The following is a 21,572-nucleotide window of genomic DNA, read 5'->3' as shown; positions in this document are numbered from 1 at the left end:
CTTTCCTTTCTATAGGCGAGGTTCGGTGGCGGGATCAGGCCGAAACGCGAGGGATGGTGTCATCGCTGCGCAAGGTGAAGATCTCGTAACCGGTTTCGGTCACCAGCAGGGTGTGTTCCCACTGTGCCGAGAGCTTGCGGTCCTTGGTGATCGCGGTCCAGCCGTCGCCCAGTACCTTGGTGTCGGCACGGCCCTGGTTGATCATCGGCTCGATGGTGAAGGTCATGCCGGCCTTGAGTTCCATGCCGGTGCCCGCGCGGCCGTAGTGCAGGATCTGCGGCTCTTCGTGAAATACCTTGCCGATACCATGGCCGCAGAATTCGCGAACCACCGAGAAGCCGTTCCTTTCCGCGTGCTTCTGGATGATTTCGCCGATGTCGCCCAGGCGGCAGCCGGGTTTGACGATCTCGATCGCCTTGTACATGCACTCCTGGGTTACCTGGGACAGACGCTCGGCCCAGACTGGCACGTTGCCGACGTGGAACATGCGGCTGGTGTCGCCGTGGTAACCGTCCTTGATGACAGTGACGTCGATGTTCAGGGTGTCGCCATCCTTGAGCGGCTTGTCGTTCGGGATGCCGTGGCAGACCACATGGTTGATCGACGTGCAGATCGACTTTGGATAGCCCTTGTAGTTGAGCGGGGCAGGGATGGCTTTCTGCTCATTGACGATGTAGTCGTGGCAGATCTGGTTCAGTTGATCGGTGGTAACGCCCGGCTTGACGTATTCGGCAATCATTTCCAGCACATCGGCGGCCAGTTTGCCGGCGATGCGCATCTTGGCGATATCCTCGGGGGTTTTGAGGGTGACGGTCATACAGGCTCTCTCTGCGCCAGGCGGCGCTTTCCAAACGAAAAGGGCATTGCGCGATCGAACTTCGCGGCCCTGAAAAATGCGATTCTACCAGACGATCAGCGCAAATCTGCGCCTGTGTGCATCGCTTCTCTCTATAGAATGGTGCATTCTTGGCGGATTCCAAGGGAAGGAGCAAAACGCTCGCTAGGATTTCAGAATCCGGGTTTCGTTTTGCCTCGTCTTGTGGTATAAAATGCGCCGCTTTCCGGGGATGTCCCGTAAAGCCTAAATCCACACACGTGTCGACACGATGACCTGGGTGCCTTCAGCTGATGCTGCTGGTTGGTCATTGGGATACGTGGAGGCCAAACCCGACTTATTAAGGAACTATCATGTCCCAAGTCAACATGCGCGATATGCTGAAGGCCGGTGTGCACTTCGGTCACCAGACCCGTTACTGGAACCCGAAAATGGGCAAGTACATTTTCGGCGCGCGTAACAAGATCCACATTATCAACCTTGAAAAAACCCTGCCAATGTTCAACGAAGCTCTGACTTTCGTAGAGCGTCTGGCCCAGGGCAAAAACAAGATTCTGTTCGTCGGAACCAAACGTTCCGCTGGCAAGATCGTTGCTGAAGAAGCAGCACGCTGCGGTTCGCCGTACGTCGATCACCGCTGGTTGGGCGGCATGCTGACCAACTTCAAAACCATCCGTGCTTCCATCAAGCGTCTGCGTGACCTTGAAGTTCAAGCCGAAGACGGTACTTTCGCCAAGCTGACCAAGAAAGAAGCGCTGATGCGCACTCGTGACCTGGAAAAGCTGGATCGTTCCCTGGGTGGTATCAAGGACATGGGCGGTCTGCCAGACGCTTTGTTCGTTATCGACGTTGATCACGAGCGCATCGCGATCACCGAAGCCAACAAGCTGGGCATCCCGGTTATCGGCGTAGTCGATACCAACAGCAGCCCGGAAGGCGTTGACTACATCATCCCAGGCAACGATGACGCAATCCGCGCTATCCAGCTGTACATGGGTTCGATGGCTGACGCTGTTATCCGTGGTCGCAACAATGTTGCCGGCGGCACTGTAGAGTTCGCAGCTGAAGAAACTCAGGCTGCAGCTGAGTAATTGACGCCTTGGCGTTGACTCAGTAAGCAAAAAGGGGGCTTGGCCCCCTTTTTGCCACCTCGAAAACCATTTGTCGGCGCCCACTGCTCTATCTGTAACGTGCGGCAGCTAACAAGGGTGGTTCGGGAAGAATTGATCGCCCGTTCGATCGGGTGGAATGGTTGAAAACCTATCCAAGAGGATTTTGAAATGGCAGAGATTACTGCAGCGTTGGTCAAAGAACTGCGCGAGCGTACTGGCGAAGGCATGATGGATTGCAAAAAGGCCTTGACCAAGGCTGGCGGCGACATCGAGAAAGCCATTGATGACATGCGTGCTTCGGGCGCCATCAAGGCTGCCAAGAAAGCCGGCAACGTTGCTGCTGAAGGCGCTATCGCCATCAAGGCTGACGACAAGGCAGCCGTGCTGCTGGAAGTCAACTCGCAGACCGACTTCCTGGCCCTGCAAGACGACTTCAAGAACTTCGTTGCTGCCTGTGTAGAAAAAGCCTTCGACGAAAAACTGACCGACGCAGCTCCGCTGATCGCCGCTCAGGAATCGGCTCGTGAAGCACTGGTTGCCAAAGTAGGCGAGAACGTCAACATTCGTCGCCTGGTACGCGTAGAGGGCGACGTTGTCGGCACCTACCTGCACGGTAACAAGATCGGTGTTGCTGTTGTTCTCAAGGGCGGCGATGTTCAGCTGGCCAAAGAGATCGCCATGCACGTGGCGGCAAGCAACCCTGAGTTCCTGCTGCCATCGCAGGTTTCGCCAGAAGCCATCGAGCGCGAGAAGGGTGTTTTCCTGACCCTGAACGAAGACAAGATGAAAGGCAAGCCAGCTGAAATCGTCGAGAAGATGATCGCCGGCCGCATCACCAAGTTCCTGGCCGAAGCCAGCCTGGTCGAGCAAGCTTTCGTCATGAACCCGGAAGTCACCGTAGGTGCCCTGGCCAAGAAAGCCGGCGCTGAAATCGTTTCCTTCACTTACTTCAAAGTAGGCGAAGGCATCGAGAAGCCAGTGGACAACTTCGCAGAAGAAGTTGCTGCCCAGCTGGCTGCCGCCAAGCAATAAGACGGTTTTTTAACTGTCGCCCAGAAGAGGCTGCCCGCTCACGCGCGCAGCCTCTTTTCAGATGGGGGATCAATTTTTATTTGGTTTCCCTTTGGAACTGGCTTACAAAGCCATGTTCCGATGGCGCTGAAGCAGCGCCAAGCTAGATTGAACGCCAGCTGTAAACAGCTCGCAAAGAATTTTTAAAATACGCCGCAGGAGAGATTCGCAATGGCTCAGCAGGGCAGTGGTTATCAGGCTCGCTATAAACGCATTCTACTCAAGCTTAGCGGCGAGGCCCTGATGGGCTCGGAAGAGTTCGGGATCGATCCGAAAGTTCTGGATCGCATGGCATTGGAAGTTGGCCAGTTGGTCGGCATCGGTGTTCAGGTCGGTCTGGTTATCGGTGGTGGCAACCTGTTCCGCGGTGAAGCGCTGAGCAAGGCTGGCATGGACCGGGTCACCGGCGACCACATGGGCATGCTGGCCACTGTGATGAACGCCCTGGCCATGCGCGACGCCCTCGAGCGCGCCAACATCTCGGCCATCGTGATGTCCGCTATTTCCATGGTTGGCGTGACCGATCACTACGATCGTCGCAAAGCCATGCGTCACCTGAACTCCAAGGACGTGGTGATTTTCGCGGCCGGTACCGGCAACCCGTTCTTTACGACGGATTCGGCTGCCTGCCTGCGTGCAATCGAAATCGATGCCGATGTCGTGCTCAAGGCGACCAAGGTCGATGGCGTCTACACCGCTGACCCGTTCAAAGACCCGCATGCCGAGAAGTTCGATCATCTGACCTACGATGAAGTGCTGGATCGCAAGCTGGGTGTGATGGACCTCACGGCCATTTGCCTGTGCCGCGACCACAAGATGCCGCTGCGCGTATTTAACATGAACAAGCCCGGCGCCCTGCTGAACATCGTGCATGGCGGCGCTGAAGGAACCCTGATCGAGGAAGGCCAACAATGATCAACGAAATCAAGAAAGACGCTAAAGAGCGCATGCAGAAGTCCGTGGAATCGCTGGCGCACAACTTCGGCCGCATTCGTACCGGTCAAGCGCACCCGAGCATCCTGGAAGGCGTGATGGTGCCGTACTACGGCTCCGACACCCCGATCAAGCAAGTGGCCAACATCACCGTCAAAGATGCCCGTACCCTGCAAGTCGTTGCCTTCGAGCGCAACATGCTGGGCGCCGTCGACAAGGCGATCGGCAGCGCAGGTCTGAACCTGAACCCTACCAACCTTGGTGAGCTGCTGCTGATCAGCATGCCGGCCCTGACCGAAGAAACCCGTCGCGGTTTCACCAAGCAGGCTCGTGATGTCGCTGAAGATGCCCGTGTTGCCGTGCGCAACATCCGTCGCGATGCAAACAGCTCGCTGAAGGATCTGGTCAAGGAAAAGGAAATCAGCGAAGACGAAGAGCGTCGCGCCACTGGCGAGATCGACGACCTGACCAAGAAGTTCGTAGCTGAAATCGACGCTAAGTTGGCGGAGAAAGAAAAAGACCTGATGGCCGTATAAGGGTCGCGTTTTCATGGAAAAGACCAAGCAGTCTGCACCGTCCGCGGTGCCGCGCCATGTCGCGATCATCATGGATGGTAACAATCGCTGGGCGAAAAAACGCTTTATGCCGGGTGTCGCCGGGCATAAAGCGGGCGTGGATGCGGTTCGTGCCGTCATTGAAGTTTGTGCCGAGGCCAAGGTCGAAGTGCTGACCCTGTTCGCCTTTTCCAGCGAGAACTGGCAGCGTCCGGCCGATGAGGTCAGCGCTTTGATGGATCTGTTCTTCAAGGCGCTGCGTCGTGAAGCCAAGCGCCTCAACGACAACAACATCAGCCTGCGTATCATTGGCGATCGCTCGCGCTTTCATCCCGAGTTGCAGGCTGCCATGCGTGAAGCCGAGGCCATGACGGCCGGCGCCAATCGTTTTGTCCTGCAGATCGCCGCCAATTACGGCGGCCAGTGGGATATCGCGCAAGCTGCGCAGCGACTGGCGCGAGAGGTCCAGGCCGGACACCTGCGTCCGGAAGACATCACGCCTGATCTGCTGCAGACCTGCCTGGCCACGGGCGACCTGCCGCTGCCGGACCTGTGTATCCGCACCGGTGGCGAGCACCGCATCAGCAACTTCCTGCTCTGGCAGCTGGCCTATGCCGAGCTGTATTTCTCCGACCTGTTCTGGCCGGACTTCAAACACGATGCCATGCGCAATGCGCTGGCCGATTTCGCTTCCCGCCAGCGCCGCTTCGGTAAAACGAGCGAGCAGGTCGAGGCTGGAGCCCGGGTTTAATGCTTAAACAACGAATCATCACCGCACTGGTCCTGCTGCCGATTGCCCTGTGCGGGTTTTTCCTGCTTGAAGGTTCCGGTTTTGCACTGTTCATCGGGCTGGTCGTGACCCTGGGTGCCTGGGAATGGGCGCGTCTGGCGGGTTTCGCCGGTCAGGCGTTCCGCGTGGGCTATGCCGCCGTGGTCGCTCTGGCGCTGTTCCTCATGTACATCCTGCCCGGTCTCGCGCCTTGGGTGTTGGGCGCGTCAGTGCTGTGGTGGGCTGTGGCGACGTATCTGGTGCTGACCTATCCGCGTTCGAGCGAGCACTGGTCCGCTGCGGCGACCAAATTGGTGATCGGCCTGTTGATTCTCCTGCCGGCCTGGCAAGGCCTGGTGCAGATCAAGCAATACCCGCTGGGTAACTGGCTGATCATGGCGGTGATGGTGCTGGTCTGGGGTGCCGATATTGGCGCTTACTTCTCCGGTCGTGCTTTCGGCAAGCGCAAGCTCGCACCGCAGGTCAGTCCGGGAAAAAGTTGGGAGGGCGTGTACGGTGGTCTGGCGCTGAGTCTGGTGATTACCACGATCGTTGCTCTGGTACGCGACTGGACGGTGGCCGAGCTGTTCAAAGGGTTGATCGGTGCCGCGCTGATCGTGTTCATTTCGGTGGTGGGTGATCTCACTGAAAGCATGTTCAAGCGTCAATCCGGGATCAAGGACAGCAGCAATCTGCTTCCGGGTCACGGCGGTGTGCTGGATCGTATCGACAGCCTGACGGCAGCGATTCCGGTGTTTGCGGTACTGCTGTGGATGGCGGCCCCATGAGCCGCCCGCAACTGATTACCGTTCTGGGCGCGACCGGCTCGATTGGCCTGAGTACGCTCGACGTCATCGCCCGTCACCCCGATCGATATCAGGTCTTTGCTTTGACTGGCTTCACTCGCTTGAGTGAATTGCTGGCGCTCTGCGTGCGCCATGTGCCGCGATTTGCCGTGGTGCCTGAAGTCGCAGCTGCCCGCGCCTTGCAGGATGATCTGCGTGCGGCAGGCCTTTCGACCCGTGTTCTGGCGGGTGAAGAGGGTTTGTGTCAGGTCGCTTCCGATCCGGAAGTCGATACGGTTATGGCGGCGATCGTCGGTGCCGCGGGATTGCGTCCGACACTGGCGGCGGTCGAGGCCGGCAAGAAGATCCTCCTGGCCAATAAAGAAGCGCTGGTGATGTCTGGCGCGCTGTTCATGCAGGCTGTACGCAAGAGCGGCTCGGTGTTGCTGCCGATCGATAGCGAGCACAACGCCATTTTCCAGTGCATGCCGCTGGATTATGCGCGCGGCCTTGAGGCGGTCGGTGTGCGCCGGATTTTGCTCACGGCTTCCGGCGGTCCGTTCCGGCAGACGCCCATGGCTGACCTGGCGCATGTTTCTCCCGATCAGGCGTGTGCTCACCCGAACTGGTCCATGGGGCGAAAAATCTCCGTTGACTCGGCCAGCATGATGAACAAGGGGCTTGAGTTGATCGAAGCCTGCTGGCTGTTCGATGCCAGGCCTTCGCAGGTCGAGGTGGTGATTCACCCGCAAAGCGTGATTCATTCGCTGGTCGACTATGTCGATGGTTCTGTCCTCGCGCAGTTGGGTAATCCGGACATGCGCACGCCCATCGCCAATGCCTTGGCGTGGCCTGAGCGGATCGATTCGGGTGTGGCGCCGCTGGATCTGTTTGCCATTGCGCGACTGGACTTCCAGGCGCCCGATGAGGAGCGTTTCCCTTGTCTGCGTCTGGCCCGTCAGGCGGCCGAAGCGGGTAACAGTGCGCCGGCCATGCTCAATGCGGCGAACGAAGTGGCGGTGGCGGCATTTCTCGACGAACGGGTTCGTTACCTGGAAATCGCGAGTATCATCGAGGAAGTACTGAATCTGGAGCCCGTAGTGGCTGTGGATGATCTCGATGCAGTGTTCACGGCGGACGCGAAGGCGCGATTGCTGGCCGGACAATGGTTGAGCCGTCACGGGCGGTAGATGCTGCGGATGGTTGGCCCAGGCAGCAGCGGATAGGATTGCGGAGAAAGTAGATGAGCGCGCTCTATATGATTGTCGGCACCCTGGTTGCACTGGGTGTGCTGGTTACCTTCCACGAGTTCGGCCATTTTTGGGTCGCGCGTCGCTGTGGGGTCAAGGTGCTGCGCTTCTCCGTAGGCTTCGGCATGCCTTTGCTGCGCTGGCACGACAAGCAGGGAACCGAATTCGTCGTTGCCGCCATTCCGTTGGGCGGTTACGTCAAAATGCTCGACGAGCGCGAAGGTGAAGTGCCGCTCGATCAGCTTGGTCAATCCTTCAATCGTAAGTCCGTTCGTCAGCGCATTGCCATCGTAGCGGCGGGACCGATTGCCAACTTCCTTCTGGCATTGGCGTTCTTCTGGGTGTTGGCAATGCTCGGCAGCGAGCAGGTGCGCCCGGTCATCGGTGCTGTCGAGTCCGGCAGTATTGCGGCCAAGGCAGGTTTGAGCCCCGGCCAGGAAATCGTGGCCATTGATGGTGAGGCGACTTCCGGTTGGGCGGCGGTGAACCTGCAACTGGTGCGTCGTCTGGGTGAAAGCGGGTCGTTGCAGATACTGGTGCGCGAGCAAGGCTCCACGACCGATTCTCCTCGTGAACTTGTGCTGGACAAATGGCTCAAAGGGGCCGATGAGCCCGATCCTATCCAATCGTTGGGGATTCGTCCGTGGCGTCCGGCATTGCCGCCGGTCCTGGCCGAACTCGATCCAAAGGGACCGGCCAAGGCTGCCGGCCTGAAGACCGGTGACCGGTTGCTGACACTCGATGGTCGTGCGTTGGATGACTGGCAGCAGGTTGTCGATACCGTCCGTATGCATCCTGATACCAAAATCATGCTGCGGGTTGAGCGCGACGGTGCTCAAATCGACGTCCCGGTAACGCTTGCCGCTCGCGGCGAGAGCAAGTCACCCAGCGGTTATTTGGGGGCAGGGGTGAAGGCGATCGACTGGCCGCCGGAGATGATCCGCGAGGTCAGTTACGGGCCATTGGCAGCAATTGGCGAGGGGGCTCGACGCACCTGGACCATGAGCGTGCTGACCCTCGATTCACTGAAGAAAATGTTGTTCGGCGAGCTCTCGGTAAAAAACTTGAGTGGACCGATAACCATTGCTAAAGTGGCGGGCGCTTCGGCCCAGTCGGGTGTCGCTGATTTCCTGAATTTCCTTGCTTATCTGAGTATTAGCTTGGGCGTTCTGAATTTGTTGCCCATTCCGGTACTGGATGGGGGGCATTTGTTGTTTTATCTGATCGAGTGGGTGCGTGGTCGTCCCTTGTCAGATCGGGTGCAAGGTTGGGGGATACAGATCGGCATCAGTTTGGTGATCGGGGTGATGTTGCTTGCTCTGGTCAATGATCTGGGTCGACTGTAACGCTTCGCTGAATTGCGAATCTGCCGCATTTTGCGGCAGTTTGTTTATTGCCAGTTGGAATAAGAAAGGACTTCATGAAACGTCTGCTGCTAACTGCGGTTCTCACCGTATTGATGATCGCCGAAGTTCACGCCGAGTCCTTCACTATCTCTGATATTCGCGTCAATGGCCTCCAGCGGGTCTCCGCGGGTAGCGTCTTTGGTGCTTTGCCGTTGAACGTCGGTGAACAGGCGGACGATCGTCGCCTGGTGGAATCCACTCGTGCGTTGTTCAAAACCGGTTTCTTTCAAGATATCCAGCTGGGCCGCGATGGCAACGTCCTGGTCATCACGGTAGTCGAGCGCCCGTCGGTCGCCAGTATCGAGATCGAAGGTAACAAGGCGATCTCTACCGAAGACCTGATGAAAGGCCTCAAGCAATCCGGTCTGGCCGAAGGCGAGATCTTCCAGCGTGCCACCCTTGAAGGTGTGCGTAACGAACTGCAACGCCAGTACGTCGCCCAGGGTCGCTACTCGGCTACCGTCGACACCGAAGTGGTGCCACAGCCGCGTAACCGCGTCGGCCTGAAGGTCAACATCAACGAAGGCACCGTTGCGGCTATCCAGCACATCAACGTGGTGGGCAACACGGTCTTCCCTGATGAAGACCTGATCGACCTGTTCGAACTCAAGACCACCAACTGGTTGTCGTTCTTCAAGAACGACGACAAGTACGCCCGTGAAAAACTGTCCGGTGACCTGGAGCGCCTGCGTTCCTATTACCTGGACCGTGGCTATATCAACATGGATATCGCTTCGACCCAGGTCTCCATTACGCCGGACAAGAAGCATGTCTACATCACCGTCAACGTCAACGAAGGCGAGAAGTACACCGTTCGTGACGTCAAGCTCAGCGGTGACCTGAAAGTCCCAGAAGACCAGGTCAAGTCCCTGCTGCTGGTGCAAAAAGGCCAGGTGTTCTCGCGCAAGCTGATGACCACCACCTCCGAACTGATCACCCGTCGCCTGGGTAACGAGGGTTACACCTTCGCCAACGTCAACGGCGTGCCTCAACCGCACGATGAAGATCACACCGTGGACATCCTGTTCGCGGTCGATCCAGGCAAGCGTGCTTACGTAAACCGCATCAACTTCCGCGGCAACACCAAGTCCGAAGACGAAGTGCTGCGTCGTGAAATGCGTCAGATGGAAGGCGGCTGGGCTTCGACCTACCTGATCGACCAATCCAAGACCCGTCTCGAACGTCTGGGCTTCTTCAAGGAAGTCAACGTCGAGACCCCGGCCGTGCCAGGTGTCGATGACCAGGTAGACGTCAACTACAGCGTTGAAGAACAAGCCTCCGGTTCGATTACCGCCAGTGTCGGTTTCGCCCAGAGTGCCGGTCTGATCCTCGGTGGTTCGATCACCCAGAACAACTTCCTGGGTACCGGTAACAAGGTCAGCGTCGGTTTGACCAAAAGCGAATACCAGACCCGTTATAACTTCGGCTTTGTCGACCCCTACTGGACCGCCGACGGCGTGAGCCTGGGTTACAACGCGTTCTACCGCACGACTGACTACGATGAGCTCGATACCGACGTCGCCAGCTACGCCGTGGACAGCCTGGGTGCCGGTGTGAGTGTCGGTTATCCAATCAGCGAGACTTCGCGTCTGACCTTCGGCCTGAATGCGCAGCAGGACACGATCAAGACTGGCGTTTACACCGTCGACGAGATCTTCGACTTCGTTAACCAGGAAGGTGACAAGTACCTGAACTTCAAGGCTTCGGCCGGTTGGTCCGAGTCCACCCTGAACAAAGGCGTTTTGGCGACTCGTGGTCACTCCCAAAGCTTGACGGCGGAAGTCACCGTGCCGGGTAGTGACTTGTCGTTCTTCAAACTCGATTACCGTGGTCAGTTGTTCCAGCCGCTGAGTGAAAACTACACCATGCGCCTGCACACCGAATTGGGTTATGGCGACGGCTACGGTTCGACCGAAGGCTTGCCATTCTATGAAAACTACTATGCTGGTGGTTTCAACTCGGTTCGTGGCTTCAAGGACAGTACACTGGGGCCGCGTAGTACTCCGAGCCGCGGCGCACTCGAAACGGGTAACCCGGGTACTCTTGCTGACCCGGACCAGGATCCACTGCCGTTCGGTGGTAACGTCCTGATCCAGGGTGGTGCAGAAATCCTGTTCCCGCTGCCGTTCGTCAAGGATCAACGATCCCTGCGTACCTCGGTATTCTGGGATGTGGGTAACGTATTCGACTCCAAGTGCGAGCAGACGACCAATACCAACCCAGCGTCGAAGTCCAATACGCAGTGTAACGATGTCAGTCTGAGCAACATGGCCAGTTCCGTCGGTGTGGGAGTGACCTGGGTCACCGCACTGGGGCCTCTGAGTTTCGCCCTGGCCATGCCAGTCAAGAAACCGGATGACGCTGAAACCCAAGTGTTCCAATTCTCTCTCGGCCAGACGTTCTAAGCGTCTGACCCAAGATAACGACAATGAATTTTGTAGGAGTGCATCGTGCGTAAGTTGACTCAATTGGTTCTCCTGGCCAGCGTACTGGTCGCTGGTCCGGCATTCGCCGACATGAAAATTGCTGTTCTGAACTATCAGATGGCTCTGCTGGAGTCCGACGCGGCCAAGAAATACGCCGTGGATGCCGAGAAGAAGTTCGGTCCTCAGCTGACCAAGCTCAAGACGCTGGAAAGCAGCGCCAAGGGCATTCAGGATCGTCTGATGGCCGGTGGCGACAAAATGCAACAGGGCGAGCGCGAGCGTCTGGAGCTTGAATTCAAGCAAAAGGCCCGTGACTTCCAGTTCCAGTCCAAGGAACTGAACGAAGCCAAAGCCGTTGCCGACCGTGAAATGCTGAAGCAGCTCAAGCCGAAACTGGACAGCGCTGTGGAAGAAGTCATCAAGAAAGGTGCTTTTGACCTGGTCTTCGAGCGTGGCGCAGTGATTGATGTCAAGCCTCAGTACGACATCACGCGCCAGGTTATCGAGCGCATGAATCAGCTGAAGTAACCCATGACCGTGACCATTAAGCTCGGCCAATTGGCCGAGTTCCTCGGCGCCACGCTACGTGGCGACCCCGAGAAAGCAATTACTGGGCTAGCCACCTTGCAGGAGGCTGGCCCAGCTCAGTTGAGCTTTCTCGCAAACCCCCAGTATCGTAAATACCTGGCAGGCAGTCAGGCTGCAGCACTGTTGCTCAAAGCTGCTGATGCCGAAGGCTTTTCCGGTAATGCGTTGGTGGTGCCAGACCCGTACGCAGCCTACGCCCGTATTTCTCATTTGTTCGATCCCAAGCCCAAAGCGGCTGCCGGTGTTCATCCGACGGCGGTGATCGCGGCGGATGCGGTGGTTGACCCGACGGCGAGTATCGGTGCTTTTGCAGTCATCGAAAGCGGGGCGCATATTGCTGCCGGTACCGCCGTTGGCGCGCACTGTTTCATCGGTGCCCGTTGTGTGATCGGCGAAGGTGGCTGGCTCGCTCCACGCGTGACCTTGTATCACGACGTGCGCGTCGGCAAGCGTGTGGTGATTCAGTCCGGTGCCGTACTCGGTGGTGAAGGTTTTGGTTTTGCCAACGAGAAAGGCATCTGGCAGAAAATCGCCCAGATTGGTGGCGTTTTGATTGGCGACGATGTGGAAATCGGCGTGAATACCGCCATTGACCGTGGCGCGCTGGCCGACACCATCATTGGTAACGGCGTGAAGCTCGACAACCAGATTCAGATCGCCCACAACGTCCAGGTCGGTGATCACACCGCCATGGCCGCGTGCGTGGGGATTTCCGGCAGCACCAAAATCGGCAAGCACTGCATGCTTGCCGGTGGCGTAGGTCTGGTGGGGCATATCGATATTTGCGACAACGTGTTCATCACCGGGATGACCATGGTGACTCACTCGATCACCGAGCCGGGCGCCTATTCATCCGGTACGGCGATGCAGCCAGCGGCCGAATGGCGCAAAAGCGCGGCACGTCTGCGTCAGCTCGATGACATCGCGCGACGTTTGCGACAGCTGGAAAAGCAAGCAGGGGAAGTGACCCCTGGCGGTAAAGCTTCATCAGATGGCTGATACCATTTCCATATCAAGTGTGCACAGCCGCTAGACTGCGTCCTTGATTTGCTAGAGGAGCGCGCGCCAGTTGCGCGCCCCCAATCTTTACATAGGCTTCCCCCCGAAATGATGGACATCAACGAGATTCGCGAATACCTGCCTCACCGTTACCCGTTCCTGCTGGTGGACCGGGTAGTGGAGCTGGATGTTGAAGGCAAGCGCATTCGCGCCTACAAGAATGTCAGCATCAACGAACCGTTCTTCAATGGTCACTTCCCTGCGCATCCAATCATGCCGGGCGTATTGATCATCGAGGCAATGGCTCAGGCTGCCGGGATCCTTGGTTTCAAAATGCTCGACGTGAAGCCGGCCGATGGCACGCTCTACTACTTCGTCGGTTCCGACAAACTGCGTTTCCGCCAGCCTGTGCTGCCGGGCGATCAGTTGATCCTCGAAGCCAAGTTCATCAGCTGCAAGCGTCAGATCTGGAAGTTCGAATGCCAGGCTTCGGTCGATGGCAAGCCTGTTTGCTCGGCTGAAATCATCTGTGCGGAACGCAAGCTATGAGTTTGATTGACCCTCGTGCAATCATCGATCCGACGGCCATCCTGGCTGACGGAGTCGAGGTCGGCCCGTGGTCGATCGTCGGCGCAGGTGTTGAAATCGGCGAGGGGACAGTCATCGGGCCACACGTGATTCTCAAGGGCCCGACCCGAATCGGTAAGCACAATCGCATCTACCAGTTTTCCTCGGTGGGCGAAGACACCCCCGACCTGAAGTACAAGGGCGAGGAAACCCGCCTGGTGATCGGTGATCACAACGTCATCCGTGAAGGCGTGACGATTCACCGTGGCACTGTCCAGGACCGTTCGGAAACGACCCTGGGCGATCACAACCTGATCATGGCCTACGCCCACATCGGCCACGACAGCGTTATCGGCAACCACTGCATCCTGGTGAACAACACCGCACTGGCGGGCCATGTGCACGTGGAAGACTGGGCGATCCTCTCCGGTTTCACCCTGGTTCACCAGTATTGCCACATTGGTGCCCACAGCTTTTCAGGCATGGGTACGGCGATCGGCAAGGATGTTCCTGCGTATGTCACGGTGTTCGGCAACCCTGCCGAAGCCCGGAGCATGAACTTCGAGGGCATGCGCCGTCGGGGCTTCAGCGAAGATGCGATCCACGCGCTGCGTCGTGCCTACAAAGTGGTCTATCGCCAGGGCCTGACCGTGGAGCAGGCACTCGCCGAACTGGCCGAGCCTTCTGCGCAGTTCCCGGAAGTAGCAGTGTTCCGTGACTCCATCCAGTCTTCGACCCGCGGCATCACCCGCTGACCATGGCCAATCTGCGTATTGCGCTGGTAGCGGGTGAGGCTTCCGGCGACATTCTGGGCGCGGGCCTCATGCGTGCGCTCAAGGCTCGTCACCCGGCTGTCGAGTTCATCGGTGTCGGTGGTCCGTTGATGCAGGCTGAAGGCCTGACCTCGTATTTTCCGATGGAACGTCTGTCCGTCATGGGCCTGGTGGAAGTGCTGGGTCGGTTGCGCGAGCTGCTGGCGCGGCGCAAGAAGCTGGTTGCCGACCTGATCGACGCGAAACCCGATGTGTTCATTGGTATCGACGCGCCGGACTTCAACCTCAATATCGAACTCAAGCTTCGCCAGGCCGGAATCAGGACCGTGCATTACGTCAGCCCATCGGTCTGGGCCTGGCGGCAGAAACGCGTGCTGAAGATTCGCGAAGGCTGCGACCTGATGCTCACGCTGTTCCCGTTCGAAGCCAGATTCTACGAAGAGAAAGGCGTGCCGGTGCGGTTCGTCGGCCATACCCTGGCCGATGCCATTCCACTGCAGGCCGATCGCGCTGTTGCGCGGGCCGAACTCGGTCTGCCCGACGGGCCGCTGGTGGCGTTGATGCCCGGCAGTCGTGGCGGTGAAGTTGGCCGGCTCGGTGCGTTGTTTCTCGATACGGCCCAGCGCTTGCGTGCGCTGCGCCCGGGGGTGCGGTTTGTCATGCCATGCGCCAATGCGCAACGCCGCGCACAGCTTGAAGAACTATTGGTCGGTCGCGATCTGCCCCTGACCCTGCTCGACGGCCAGTCTCATCTGGCCCTGGCAGCCTGTGATGCGGTGTTGATTGCCTCCGGCACTGCAACGCTTGAAGCGCTGCTGTACAAGCGACCGATGGTGGTCGCCTATCGCCTGGCGCCGCTGACCTTCTGGATTCTCAAGCGCATGGTGAAAAGCCCCTACATTTCGTTGCCGAACTTGTTGGCTCAGCGTCTGTTGGTGCCCGAGTTGTTGCAGGACGATGCCACGGTCGAAGCGCTGGCCCGGACCTTGTCGCCGCTGATCGAGGATGGGGAAGAGCAGACCCGCGGTTTTGACGAGATCCACCGGACCCTGCGTCTGGATGCCTCCAACCAGGCTGCGGACGCAGTGCTGAACCTGATCGGCCAAGTAAAATGAGTAAAACGAATATGCAGATGGGGCTGGATTTCACCTTGGTCGCTGAAATCGGGGAGTTGGTTGCCGGTGTCGATGAAGTGGGTCGTGGCCCGCTCTGTGGCGCGGTGGTAACGGCGGCAGTGATCCTTGATCCGAACCGCCCGATCCTCGGTCTGAACGACTCGAAGAAGCTCACCGAAGCCCGTCGCGAAAAGCTCTACGACGAAATCTGCGAAAAAGCCCTGAGCTGGTGCATCGCTCGCGCCGAAGTCGAGGAGATCGATGAACTGAATATCCTGCACGCCACGATGCTGGCCATGCAGCGCGCGGTCGCCGGGCTGCATGTTCAGCCGAAGCTGGCGATGATCGACGGCAACCGTTGCCCGAAACTGCCGATGCGCTCCGAAGCCGTGGTCAAGGGCGATAGCAAGGTTCCCGCCATCGCCGCCGCATCGATCCTGGCCAAGGTCAGCCGTGATCGTGAAATGGCTGCGTTCGAATTGATCTACCCGGGTTACGGCATCGGCGGCCACAAAGGCTATCCGACCCCCGTTCATCTGGAAGCACTGGCACGGCTAGGGCCGACCCCGATTCATCGGCGTTCGTTTGCCCCGGTGCGGCTGGCATATGAGGCGCGCGAAGGTTTGATCGAGAGTTAGCCGCAAGGCTGATGTTTTACTCAAGGCCCGGTACAATCCGGGCCTTGTTGTTTTCATGACTTAACGCAGGATCACTATGCCGGCTTCATTCGTTCACCTACGCCTGCACACTGAATACTCCCTGGTCGACGGTCTGGTGCGGATCAAACCGCTGGTCAAGACCCTGGTCGGCATGAACATGCCCGCCGTGGCGGTCACCGATCAGAACAACATGTGTTCCCTGGTCAAATTCTATAAAAACGCCATGGGTGCCGGGATCAAGCCGATCTGCGGCGCCGACCTGTGGCTGTCGAACAAGGATCCGGACAACCCGCTGAGCCGGATCAGCCTGCTGGTGATGAACGCCGAAGGCTATCGCAACCTTACCGAGCTGATTTCCCGCGGCTTTATCGATGGCCAGCGCAATGGCGCGATCATCATCGAGCGCGAATGGGTCGCTGAAGCCAACGCTGGCTTGATCATGCTGTCGGCGGCCAAAGAGGGCGAGATCGGCCAGGCCATGCTCAGCGGCAACCCCGCCGAGGCCGAAACCCTGGCCCGCGAATGGATGGAAGTGTTTCCGGATCGTTTCTATCTGGAAATCCAGCGCACCAACCGCCCCAACGATGAAGAGCAACTGCACGGCGCCGTGGCCCTGGCCGAGAAGCTCGGTGCGCCGCTGGTGGCGACCAACGATGTGCGCTTCATCAAACAGGAAGATTTCGCCGCCCACGAAACCCGCGTTTGCATCGGTGAGGGCCGCGCCCTCGACGATCCGCGGCGTTCGAAGAATTACAGCGATCAGCAGTACCTCAAAAGCGCCGAGGAAATGGCCGAGCTGTTCAGCGACATTCCCGAGGCACTGGAAAACACCGTCGAGATCGCCAAGCGCTGCAACATTGAAGTGAAGCTGGGCACGCACTTCCTGCCCAACTTCCCGATCCCCGATGGCATGACCATCGACGAATACTTCCGCAAGGTGTCCTTCGACGGCCTGGAAGAGCGCCTTGCCGTTCTGTTGCCCAAGGACACCACCGAAGACTACGAGGCCAAGCGTCAGGTCTATGTCGACCGGCTGAATTTCGAGCTGGATATCATCATCCAGATGGGGTTCCCCGGTTACTTCCTGATCGTGATGGACTTTATCCAGTGGGCCAAGAACAACGGCGTACCGGTGGGCCCGGGCCGTGGGTCGGGTGCCGGCTCGTTGGTGGCCTACGTACAGAAGATCACCGACCTCGACCCGCTGGAATATGACCTGCTGTTCGAACGCTTCCTCAACCCGGAACGGGTATCCATGCCCGACTTCGACGTCGACTTCTGCATGGACGGTCGTGACCGGGTAATCGACTACGTAGCCGAGAAGTACGGCCGCAACGCGGTGAGCCAGATCATCACCTTCGGTTCCATGGCGGCAAAGGCCGTGGTTCGCGACGTGGCGCGGGTGCAGGGCAAGTCCTATGGCCTGGCGGATCGTCTGTCGAAGATGATTCCGTTCGAAGTCGGCATGACCCTGGAAAAGGCCTACGAGCAAGAAGAAATCCTGCGCGACTTCATCAAGGTCGATGAAGAGGCCGCGGAAATCTGGGAGATGGCCCGCAAGCTCGAAGGCGTTGTGCGTAACGTCGGCAAGCACGCCGGTGGTGTGGTGATCGCGCCGACCAAGCTGACCGACTTCTCGCCAATCTATTGCGACGAGGCCGGTGATGGCCTGGTAACCCAGTTCGACAAGGATGACGTCGAGGCGGCTGGCCTTGTGAAGTTCGACTTCCTGGGCCTTCGGACCCTGACGATCATCGACTGGGCGCTGAAAACCATCAACCGCGACCGCGCCAAGGTCAACGAGCCACCGCTGGATATCGCGTTCATCCCGCTGGATGACAAGCCGACCTACACCTTGCTGCAAAAAGCCGAAACCACGGCGGTGTTCCAGCTTGAATCCCGGGGCATGAAGGAGCTGATCAAAAAGCTCAAGCCCGACTGCCTGGAAGACTTGATCGCACTGGTGGCATTGTTCCGTCCGGGGCCGCTGCAATCGGGCATGGTGGACGACTTCATCAACCGCAAGCACGGTCGCGCCGAGCTGGCGTATCCACACTCGGACTACCAGTACGAAGGCCTCAAGCCAGTACTGGCACCGACTTACGGCATCATCCTGTATCAGGAACAGGTGATGCAGATTGCCCAGGTCATGGCCGGCTACACCCTCGGTGGCGCGGACATGCTGCGTCGAGCCATGGGTAAGAAAAAGCCCGAGGAAATGGCCAAGCAGCGCGGTGGCTTCATTGAAGGTTGCGCCACCAACAACATCGATGCGGACCTCGCTGGTAACATTTTTGACCTGGTAGAAAAATTTGCCGGTTACGGCTTCAACAAATCCCACTCCGCGGCCTATGGCCTGGTGTCGTACCAGACTGCTTGGCTGAAGGCGCACTACCCGGCGCCGTTCATGGCCGCGGTACTCTCGGCGGATATGCACAACACCGACAAGGTCGTGACCTTGATCGAAGAAGTGCGGACCATGAAGCTGCGTCTCGACGCACCGGACGTAAATACCTCCGAATTCAAGTTCACGGTGAACGACGAAGGCCGGATCATCTACGGCCTGGGAGCGATCAAGGGCGTGGGTGAGGGGCCGGTCGAGGCCATCACCGAAGCGCGTCTGGCGGGGCCGTTCAAGGATCTGTTCGATTTCTGCGCCCGGGTCGACCTCAAGCGCATCAACAAGCGCACCCTCGACGGTTTGATCCGCAGCGGTGCCCTGGATCGCCTTGGGCCGTACTTCCACGATGAGCAGAAAGCCTACCAGGCCAACATCGACCGCAATCGCGCGGTGCTGCTGACGGCCATGGAAGAAGCGATCAAGGCGGCCGAACAGACCGCGCGCACCCAGGATAGCGGTCACTCGGACCTGTTCGGCGGCCTGTTTGTCGAAGAAGACGCCGACGTCTACGCCAATCACCGCAAGGCCAAGGAGCTGACCCTCAAGGAGCGCCTGAAAGGGGAGAAAGATACCCTCGGCCTGTACCTGACCGGTCACCCGATCGACGAATACGAAGGTGAAATCCGTCGCTTCGCCCGTCAGCGCATCATCGATCTGAAACCGGCGCGCGATACCCAGACCGTCGCCGGAATGATCATCGCCTTGCGGGTGATGAAGAACAAAAAGGGCGACAAGATGGGGTTCATCACCCTCGACGACCGCTCCGGACGGATCGAGGCCTCGCTGTTTTCCGAGGCGTTCCATTCCGCGCAGTCGCTGTTGCAGACGGACGCGATGGTGGTGGTCGAAGGCGAAGTCAGCAACGACGACTTCTCCGGTGGCCTGAAGTTGCGGGTCAAGCGGGTGATGAGCATGGAAGATGCGCGCACCAACCTGGCCGAGAGCCTGCGCCTGAAGTTGCATGCCAAGGACCTCAAGGGCGATCAGTTACGCTGGCTGGGTGAGCTGTTGAAGCGTCACCGCGGCGCGTGCCCGATCACCATGGACTACACCAGCCCCGATGCGAAGGCTTTGTTGCAGTTCGGCGAAGGCTGGCGAATCGATCCGGCGGATGCGTTGATTCAAGCCCTGCGTGACCAGTTCGGGCGAGACAACGTCTTCCTCCAATACCGTTGACGGTCAGTGCTATCAGATTGCCCTGACCAAAACCTGAATTTTTAATCTCGACCTCAACGCGCCTGTCCCTTAAGGTAGGGCGCGAATAGACAACCGGCCGGCCCAAGAACCCTTGGGACTCGACCCAAGACGGACGCCTATGAACCCGAATTTTCTAGATTTCGAACAGCCGATCGCCGACCTGCAAGCCAAGATCGAAGAGTTGCGCTTGGTCGGTAATGACAATTCGCTGAATATCGGCGATGAGATCTCCCGCCTGCAGGACAAGAGCAAAACGCTGACCGAAGACATCTTCGGCAAGCTGACCAGCTGGCAGATCGCACGCCTGGCACGTCACCCGAAACGTCCGTATACCCTGGACTATATCGAACACATCTTCACCGAGTTCGACGAACTGCACGGTGACCGTCACTTCTCCGACGACGCGGCCATCGTTGGCGGTATTGCCCGTCTGGACGACAAGCCGGTGATGATCATCGGTCACCAGAAAGGCCGTGAAGTGCGCGAGAAGGTTCGCCGCAACTTCGGCATGCCGCGTCCGGAAGGCTACCGCAAGGCTTGCCGCCTGATGGAAATGGCCGAACGTTTCAAAATGCCGATCCTGACCTTCATCGACACCCCGGGCGCTTACCCTGGTATCGATGCTGAAGAACGTAACCAGAGCGAGGCGATTGCCTGGAACCTGCGCGTCATGGCCCGCCTGAAAACCCCAATCATCGCCACCGTGATCGGTGAGGGTGGTTCCGGCGGTGCGCTGGCGATCGGTGTCTGCGACCAGTTGAACATGCTGCAATACTCGACCTACGCGGTGATCTCGCCGGAAGGTTGCGCTTCGATTCTGTGGAAAACCGCCGAGAAGGCACCGGATGCCGCCGAAGCGATGGGCATCACCGCCGAACGCCTCAAAGGCCTGGGCATCGTGGACAAGGTGATTGGCGAGCCACTGGGCGGCGCGCACCGTGACCCGGCCGCCGCAGCGGCATCGATCCGTGCCGAGCTGAGTTCGCAACTGGCGATGCTCAAGAAGTTCGATAACAATGCGCTGTTGAAGCGTCGTTATGATCGACTGATGAGCTACGGTCTGTAATCAGCTCTCGCTGTACCCATGTGTGGGAGTGGGCTTGCTCGCGAAAGCGGTATAACAGTCAACGGGTGCGTTGAATGTTGAACCGCTTTCGCGAGCAAGCCCGCTCCCACATTTGATTTGTGCAAAGGGAAAGATATGGATCGGCCCGCGATTGACTTGCCTTCCAGGCTTTTGCTCAATCTGAAACCGTGGCGTAACGCTCCGGCCTGGCGCATCGCCTTCTCCGGCGGCCTGGACTCCGCAGTCCTGCTGCACCTCCTTGCACATCTTGCAAAAACCGAATCCCTGCCGGCGCTGAGCGCCATCCATGTTCATCACGGCCTTCAAGCTGTGGCCGATACGTGGCCGGAACATTGTCGTTCTGTGTGCGCTGCGCTGGGCGTCCCGTTGCAGATCGTTCGGGTGCAGGTGCAGCCCGGTGCCAGTCTGGAGCGTGCGGCGCGGGACGCGCGTTATCACGCGTTCACCGAAGTGACTCGGACCGGTGACGTACTGCTGACAGCCCAGCACCGCGACGATCAGGCAGAAACCCTGCTGTTTCGTTTGTTGCGCGGAGCGGGCGTGCGCGGATTGTCCGGGATGCCGCGTCAGCGCCCGTTGGGCAAGGGCCATCTGCTGCGGCCATTGCTTGATGTCACGCGGGCTGAACTGGAGGCCTATGCCAACGAGCATGGCTTGAGCTGGATCGAAGATCCTTCAAACGAAGATCGGCAGTACTCGCGCAACTATCTGCGGCACCAGGTTTTCCCTGCATTGACCCGGCGCTGGCCACAAGCGGTGGTAACCATGGCCCGCAGCGCGGCGCATTTGACTGAGGCGCAGGGGTTGCTCGAAGAGCTGGCAGACATGGATTTGCGTAACGCCAGCTCCGGCAGTGAATTCGACTGGCTGGGCTTGCGATCCCTTGAGCTGGCGCCCCTTGCGCAATTGTCTGATGCCCGGCAGCGCAATGCCTTGAGTCATTGGCTCGAACCGCTGACCCGCCTGCCGGACACTGACCATTGGTCGGGTTGGGCGGATTTGCGCGACGCCACCGGCGATGCCTGCCCGGTATGGCGGCTGGCCG

The 21,572-nt window shown here is 58.7% G+C and carries 19 protein-coding genes; 18 read left to right on the top strand and 1 reads right to left on the bottom strand.

Features of this window, described 5'->3' with window-relative positions; genetic code table 11:
• Positions 1 to 34 precede the first annotated feature (34 nt).
• Entirely contained in the window at positions 35 to 817 is a 783-nt protein-coding gene (gene map, locus PMI34_RS05635) for a type I methionyl aminopeptidase (RefSeq protein WP_008052783.1), read from the bottom strand.
• A gap of 371 nt (positions 818 to 1,188) precedes the next feature.
• On the opposite strand from map, the gene rpsB reads away from it, so the two are divergent.
• From rpsB to tilS, 18 genes are all read left to right on the top strand, one after another.
• Positions 1,189 to 1,926: a 30S ribosomal protein S2 gene (rpsB, locus tag PMI34_RS05640; protein ID WP_008052780.1), complete on the top strand. Its 738-nt coding sequence runs from the start codon at positions 1,189 to 1,191 to the stop codon at positions 1,924 to 1,926.
• A 189-nt stretch (positions 1,927 to 2,115) separates the two neighbouring features.
• Positions 2,116 to 2,979, top strand: a complete 864-nt coding sequence (gene tsf / locus PMI34_RS05645; protein WP_008052779.1) for a translation elongation factor Ts — start codon at positions 2,116 to 2,118, stop codon at positions 2,977 to 2,979.
• A 210-nt stretch (positions 2,980 to 3,189) separates the two neighbouring features.
• Positions 3,190 to 3,933 carry a UMP kinase gene (gene pyrH, locus PMI34_RS05650; RefSeq protein WP_003222124.1) on the top strand — a complete coding sequence of 248 codons (744 nt, stop codon included), beginning with the start codon at positions 3,190 to 3,192 and terminating at the stop codon, positions 3,931 to 3,933.
• Entirely contained in the window at positions 3,930 to 4,487 is a 558-nt protein-coding gene (gene frr / locus PMI34_RS05655) for a ribosome recycling factor (protein WP_007978385.1), read from the top strand. Before pyrH ends, frr begins: the two co-directional genes overlap by 4 nt.
• A gap of 13 nt (positions 4,488 to 4,500) precedes the next feature.
• Entirely contained in the window at positions 4,501 to 5,256 is a 756-nt protein-coding gene (gene uppS / locus PMI34_RS05660) for a polyprenyl diphosphate synthase (protein ID WP_008052778.1), read from the top strand.
• Positions 5,256 to 6,062, top strand: a complete 807-nt coding sequence (locus tag PMI34_RS05665; protein ID WP_008052777.1) for a phosphatidate cytidylyltransferase — start codon at positions 5,256 to 5,258, stop codon at positions 6,060 to 6,062. The genes uppS and PMI34_RS05665 overlap by 1 nt, the downstream gene beginning before the upstream one ends.
• Positions 6,059 to 7,249 (top strand): 1-deoxy-D-xylulose-5-phosphate reductoisomerase, encoded by a 1,191-nt coding sequence (gene ispC, locus PMI34_RS05670; protein WP_008052776.1) that lies wholly within the window; start codon positions 6,059 to 6,061, stop codon positions 7,247 to 7,249. The genes PMI34_RS05665 and ispC overlap by 4 nt, the downstream gene beginning before the upstream one ends.
• Positions 7,250 to 7,302: 53 nt before the next feature.
• The gene (gene rseP / locus PMI34_RS05675; protein ID WP_008052774.1) at positions 7,303 to 8,655 is read left to right on the top strand and encodes a sigma E protease regulator RseP; all 1,353 of its coding nucleotides are present in this window, start codon (positions 7,303 to 7,305) and stop codon (positions 8,653 to 8,655) included.
• A gap of 74 nt (positions 8,656 to 8,729) precedes the next feature.
• Positions 8,730 to 11,120: an outer membrane protein assembly factor BamA gene (gene bamA / locus PMI34_RS05680; RefSeq protein ID WP_008052773.1), complete on the top strand. Its 2,391-nt coding sequence runs from the start codon at positions 8,730 to 8,732 to the stop codon at positions 11,118 to 11,120.
• 45 nt (positions 11,121 to 11,165) lie between these two features.
• A complete protein-coding gene (locus tag PMI34_RS05685; protein WP_007990260.1) occupies positions 11,166 to 11,669 on the top strand; it encodes an OmpH family outer membrane protein in 504 nt (167 codons plus the stop codon).
• A 3-nt stretch (positions 11,670 to 11,672) separates the two neighbouring features.
• Positions 11,673 to 12,728, top strand: coding sequence for a UDP-3-O-(3-hydroxymyristoyl)glucosamine N-acyltransferase (gene lpxD / locus PMI34_RS05690; protein WP_008052772.1), 1,056 nt, complete (start codon positions 11,673 to 11,675; stop codon positions 12,726 to 12,728).
• 108 nt (positions 12,729 to 12,836) lie between these two features.
• The gene (gene fabZ, locus PMI34_RS05695; protein WP_007978374.1) at positions 12,837 to 13,277 is read left to right on the top strand and encodes a 3-hydroxyacyl-ACP dehydratase FabZ; all 441 of its coding nucleotides are present in this window, start codon (positions 12,837 to 12,839) and stop codon (positions 13,275 to 13,277) included.
• Complete coding sequence (gene lpxA, locus PMI34_RS05700; protein WP_008052771.1) at positions 13,274 to 14,050, top strand: acyl-ACP--UDP-N-acetylglucosamine O-acyltransferase; 777 nt, start codon at positions 13,274 to 13,276, stop codon at positions 14,048 to 14,050. The genes fabZ and lpxA overlap by 4 nt, the downstream gene beginning before the upstream one ends.
• Positions 14,051 to 14,052: 2 nt before the next feature.
• A complete protein-coding gene (gene lpxB, locus PMI34_RS05705; RefSeq protein ID WP_008052764.1) occupies positions 14,053 to 15,183 on the top strand; it encodes a lipid-A-disaccharide synthase in 1,131 nt (376 codons plus the stop codon).
• A gap of 11 nt (positions 15,184 to 15,194) precedes the next feature.
• Positions 15,195 to 15,821 carry a ribonuclease HII gene (gene rnhB / locus PMI34_RS05710; protein WP_008052763.1) on the top strand — a complete coding sequence of 209 codons (627 nt, stop codon included), beginning with the start codon at positions 15,195 to 15,197 and terminating at the stop codon, positions 15,819 to 15,821.
• 76 nt (positions 15,822 to 15,897) lie between these two features.
• Entirely contained in the window at positions 15,898 to 19,419 is a 3,522-nt protein-coding gene (gene dnaE, locus PMI34_RS05715; protein WP_008052762.1) for a DNA polymerase III subunit alpha, read from the top strand.
• Positions 19,420 to 19,558: 139 nt separating this feature from the next.
• Positions 19,559 to 20,506: an acetyl-CoA carboxylase carboxyltransferase subunit alpha gene (locus PMI34_RS05720; protein ID WP_008052761.1), complete on the top strand. Its 948-nt coding sequence runs from the start codon at positions 19,559 to 19,561 to the stop codon at positions 20,504 to 20,506.
• 135 nt (positions 20,507 to 20,641) lie between these two features.
• Positions 20,642 to 21,572: tRNA lysidine(34) synthetase TilS (tilS, locus tag PMI34_RS05725; RefSeq protein WP_008052760.1), on the top strand; the 931-nt coding region annotated here is incomplete at its 3' end.

It is taken from the genome of Pseudomonas sp. GM74 (assembly GCF_000282455.1).
GTDB lineage: Bacteria > Pseudomonadota > Gammaproteobacteria > Pseudomonadales > Pseudomonadaceae > Aquipseudomonas.
Note: the sequence above shows the minus strand (reverse complement) of the source record. Positions and strands in the feature narration are given on the sequence as shown.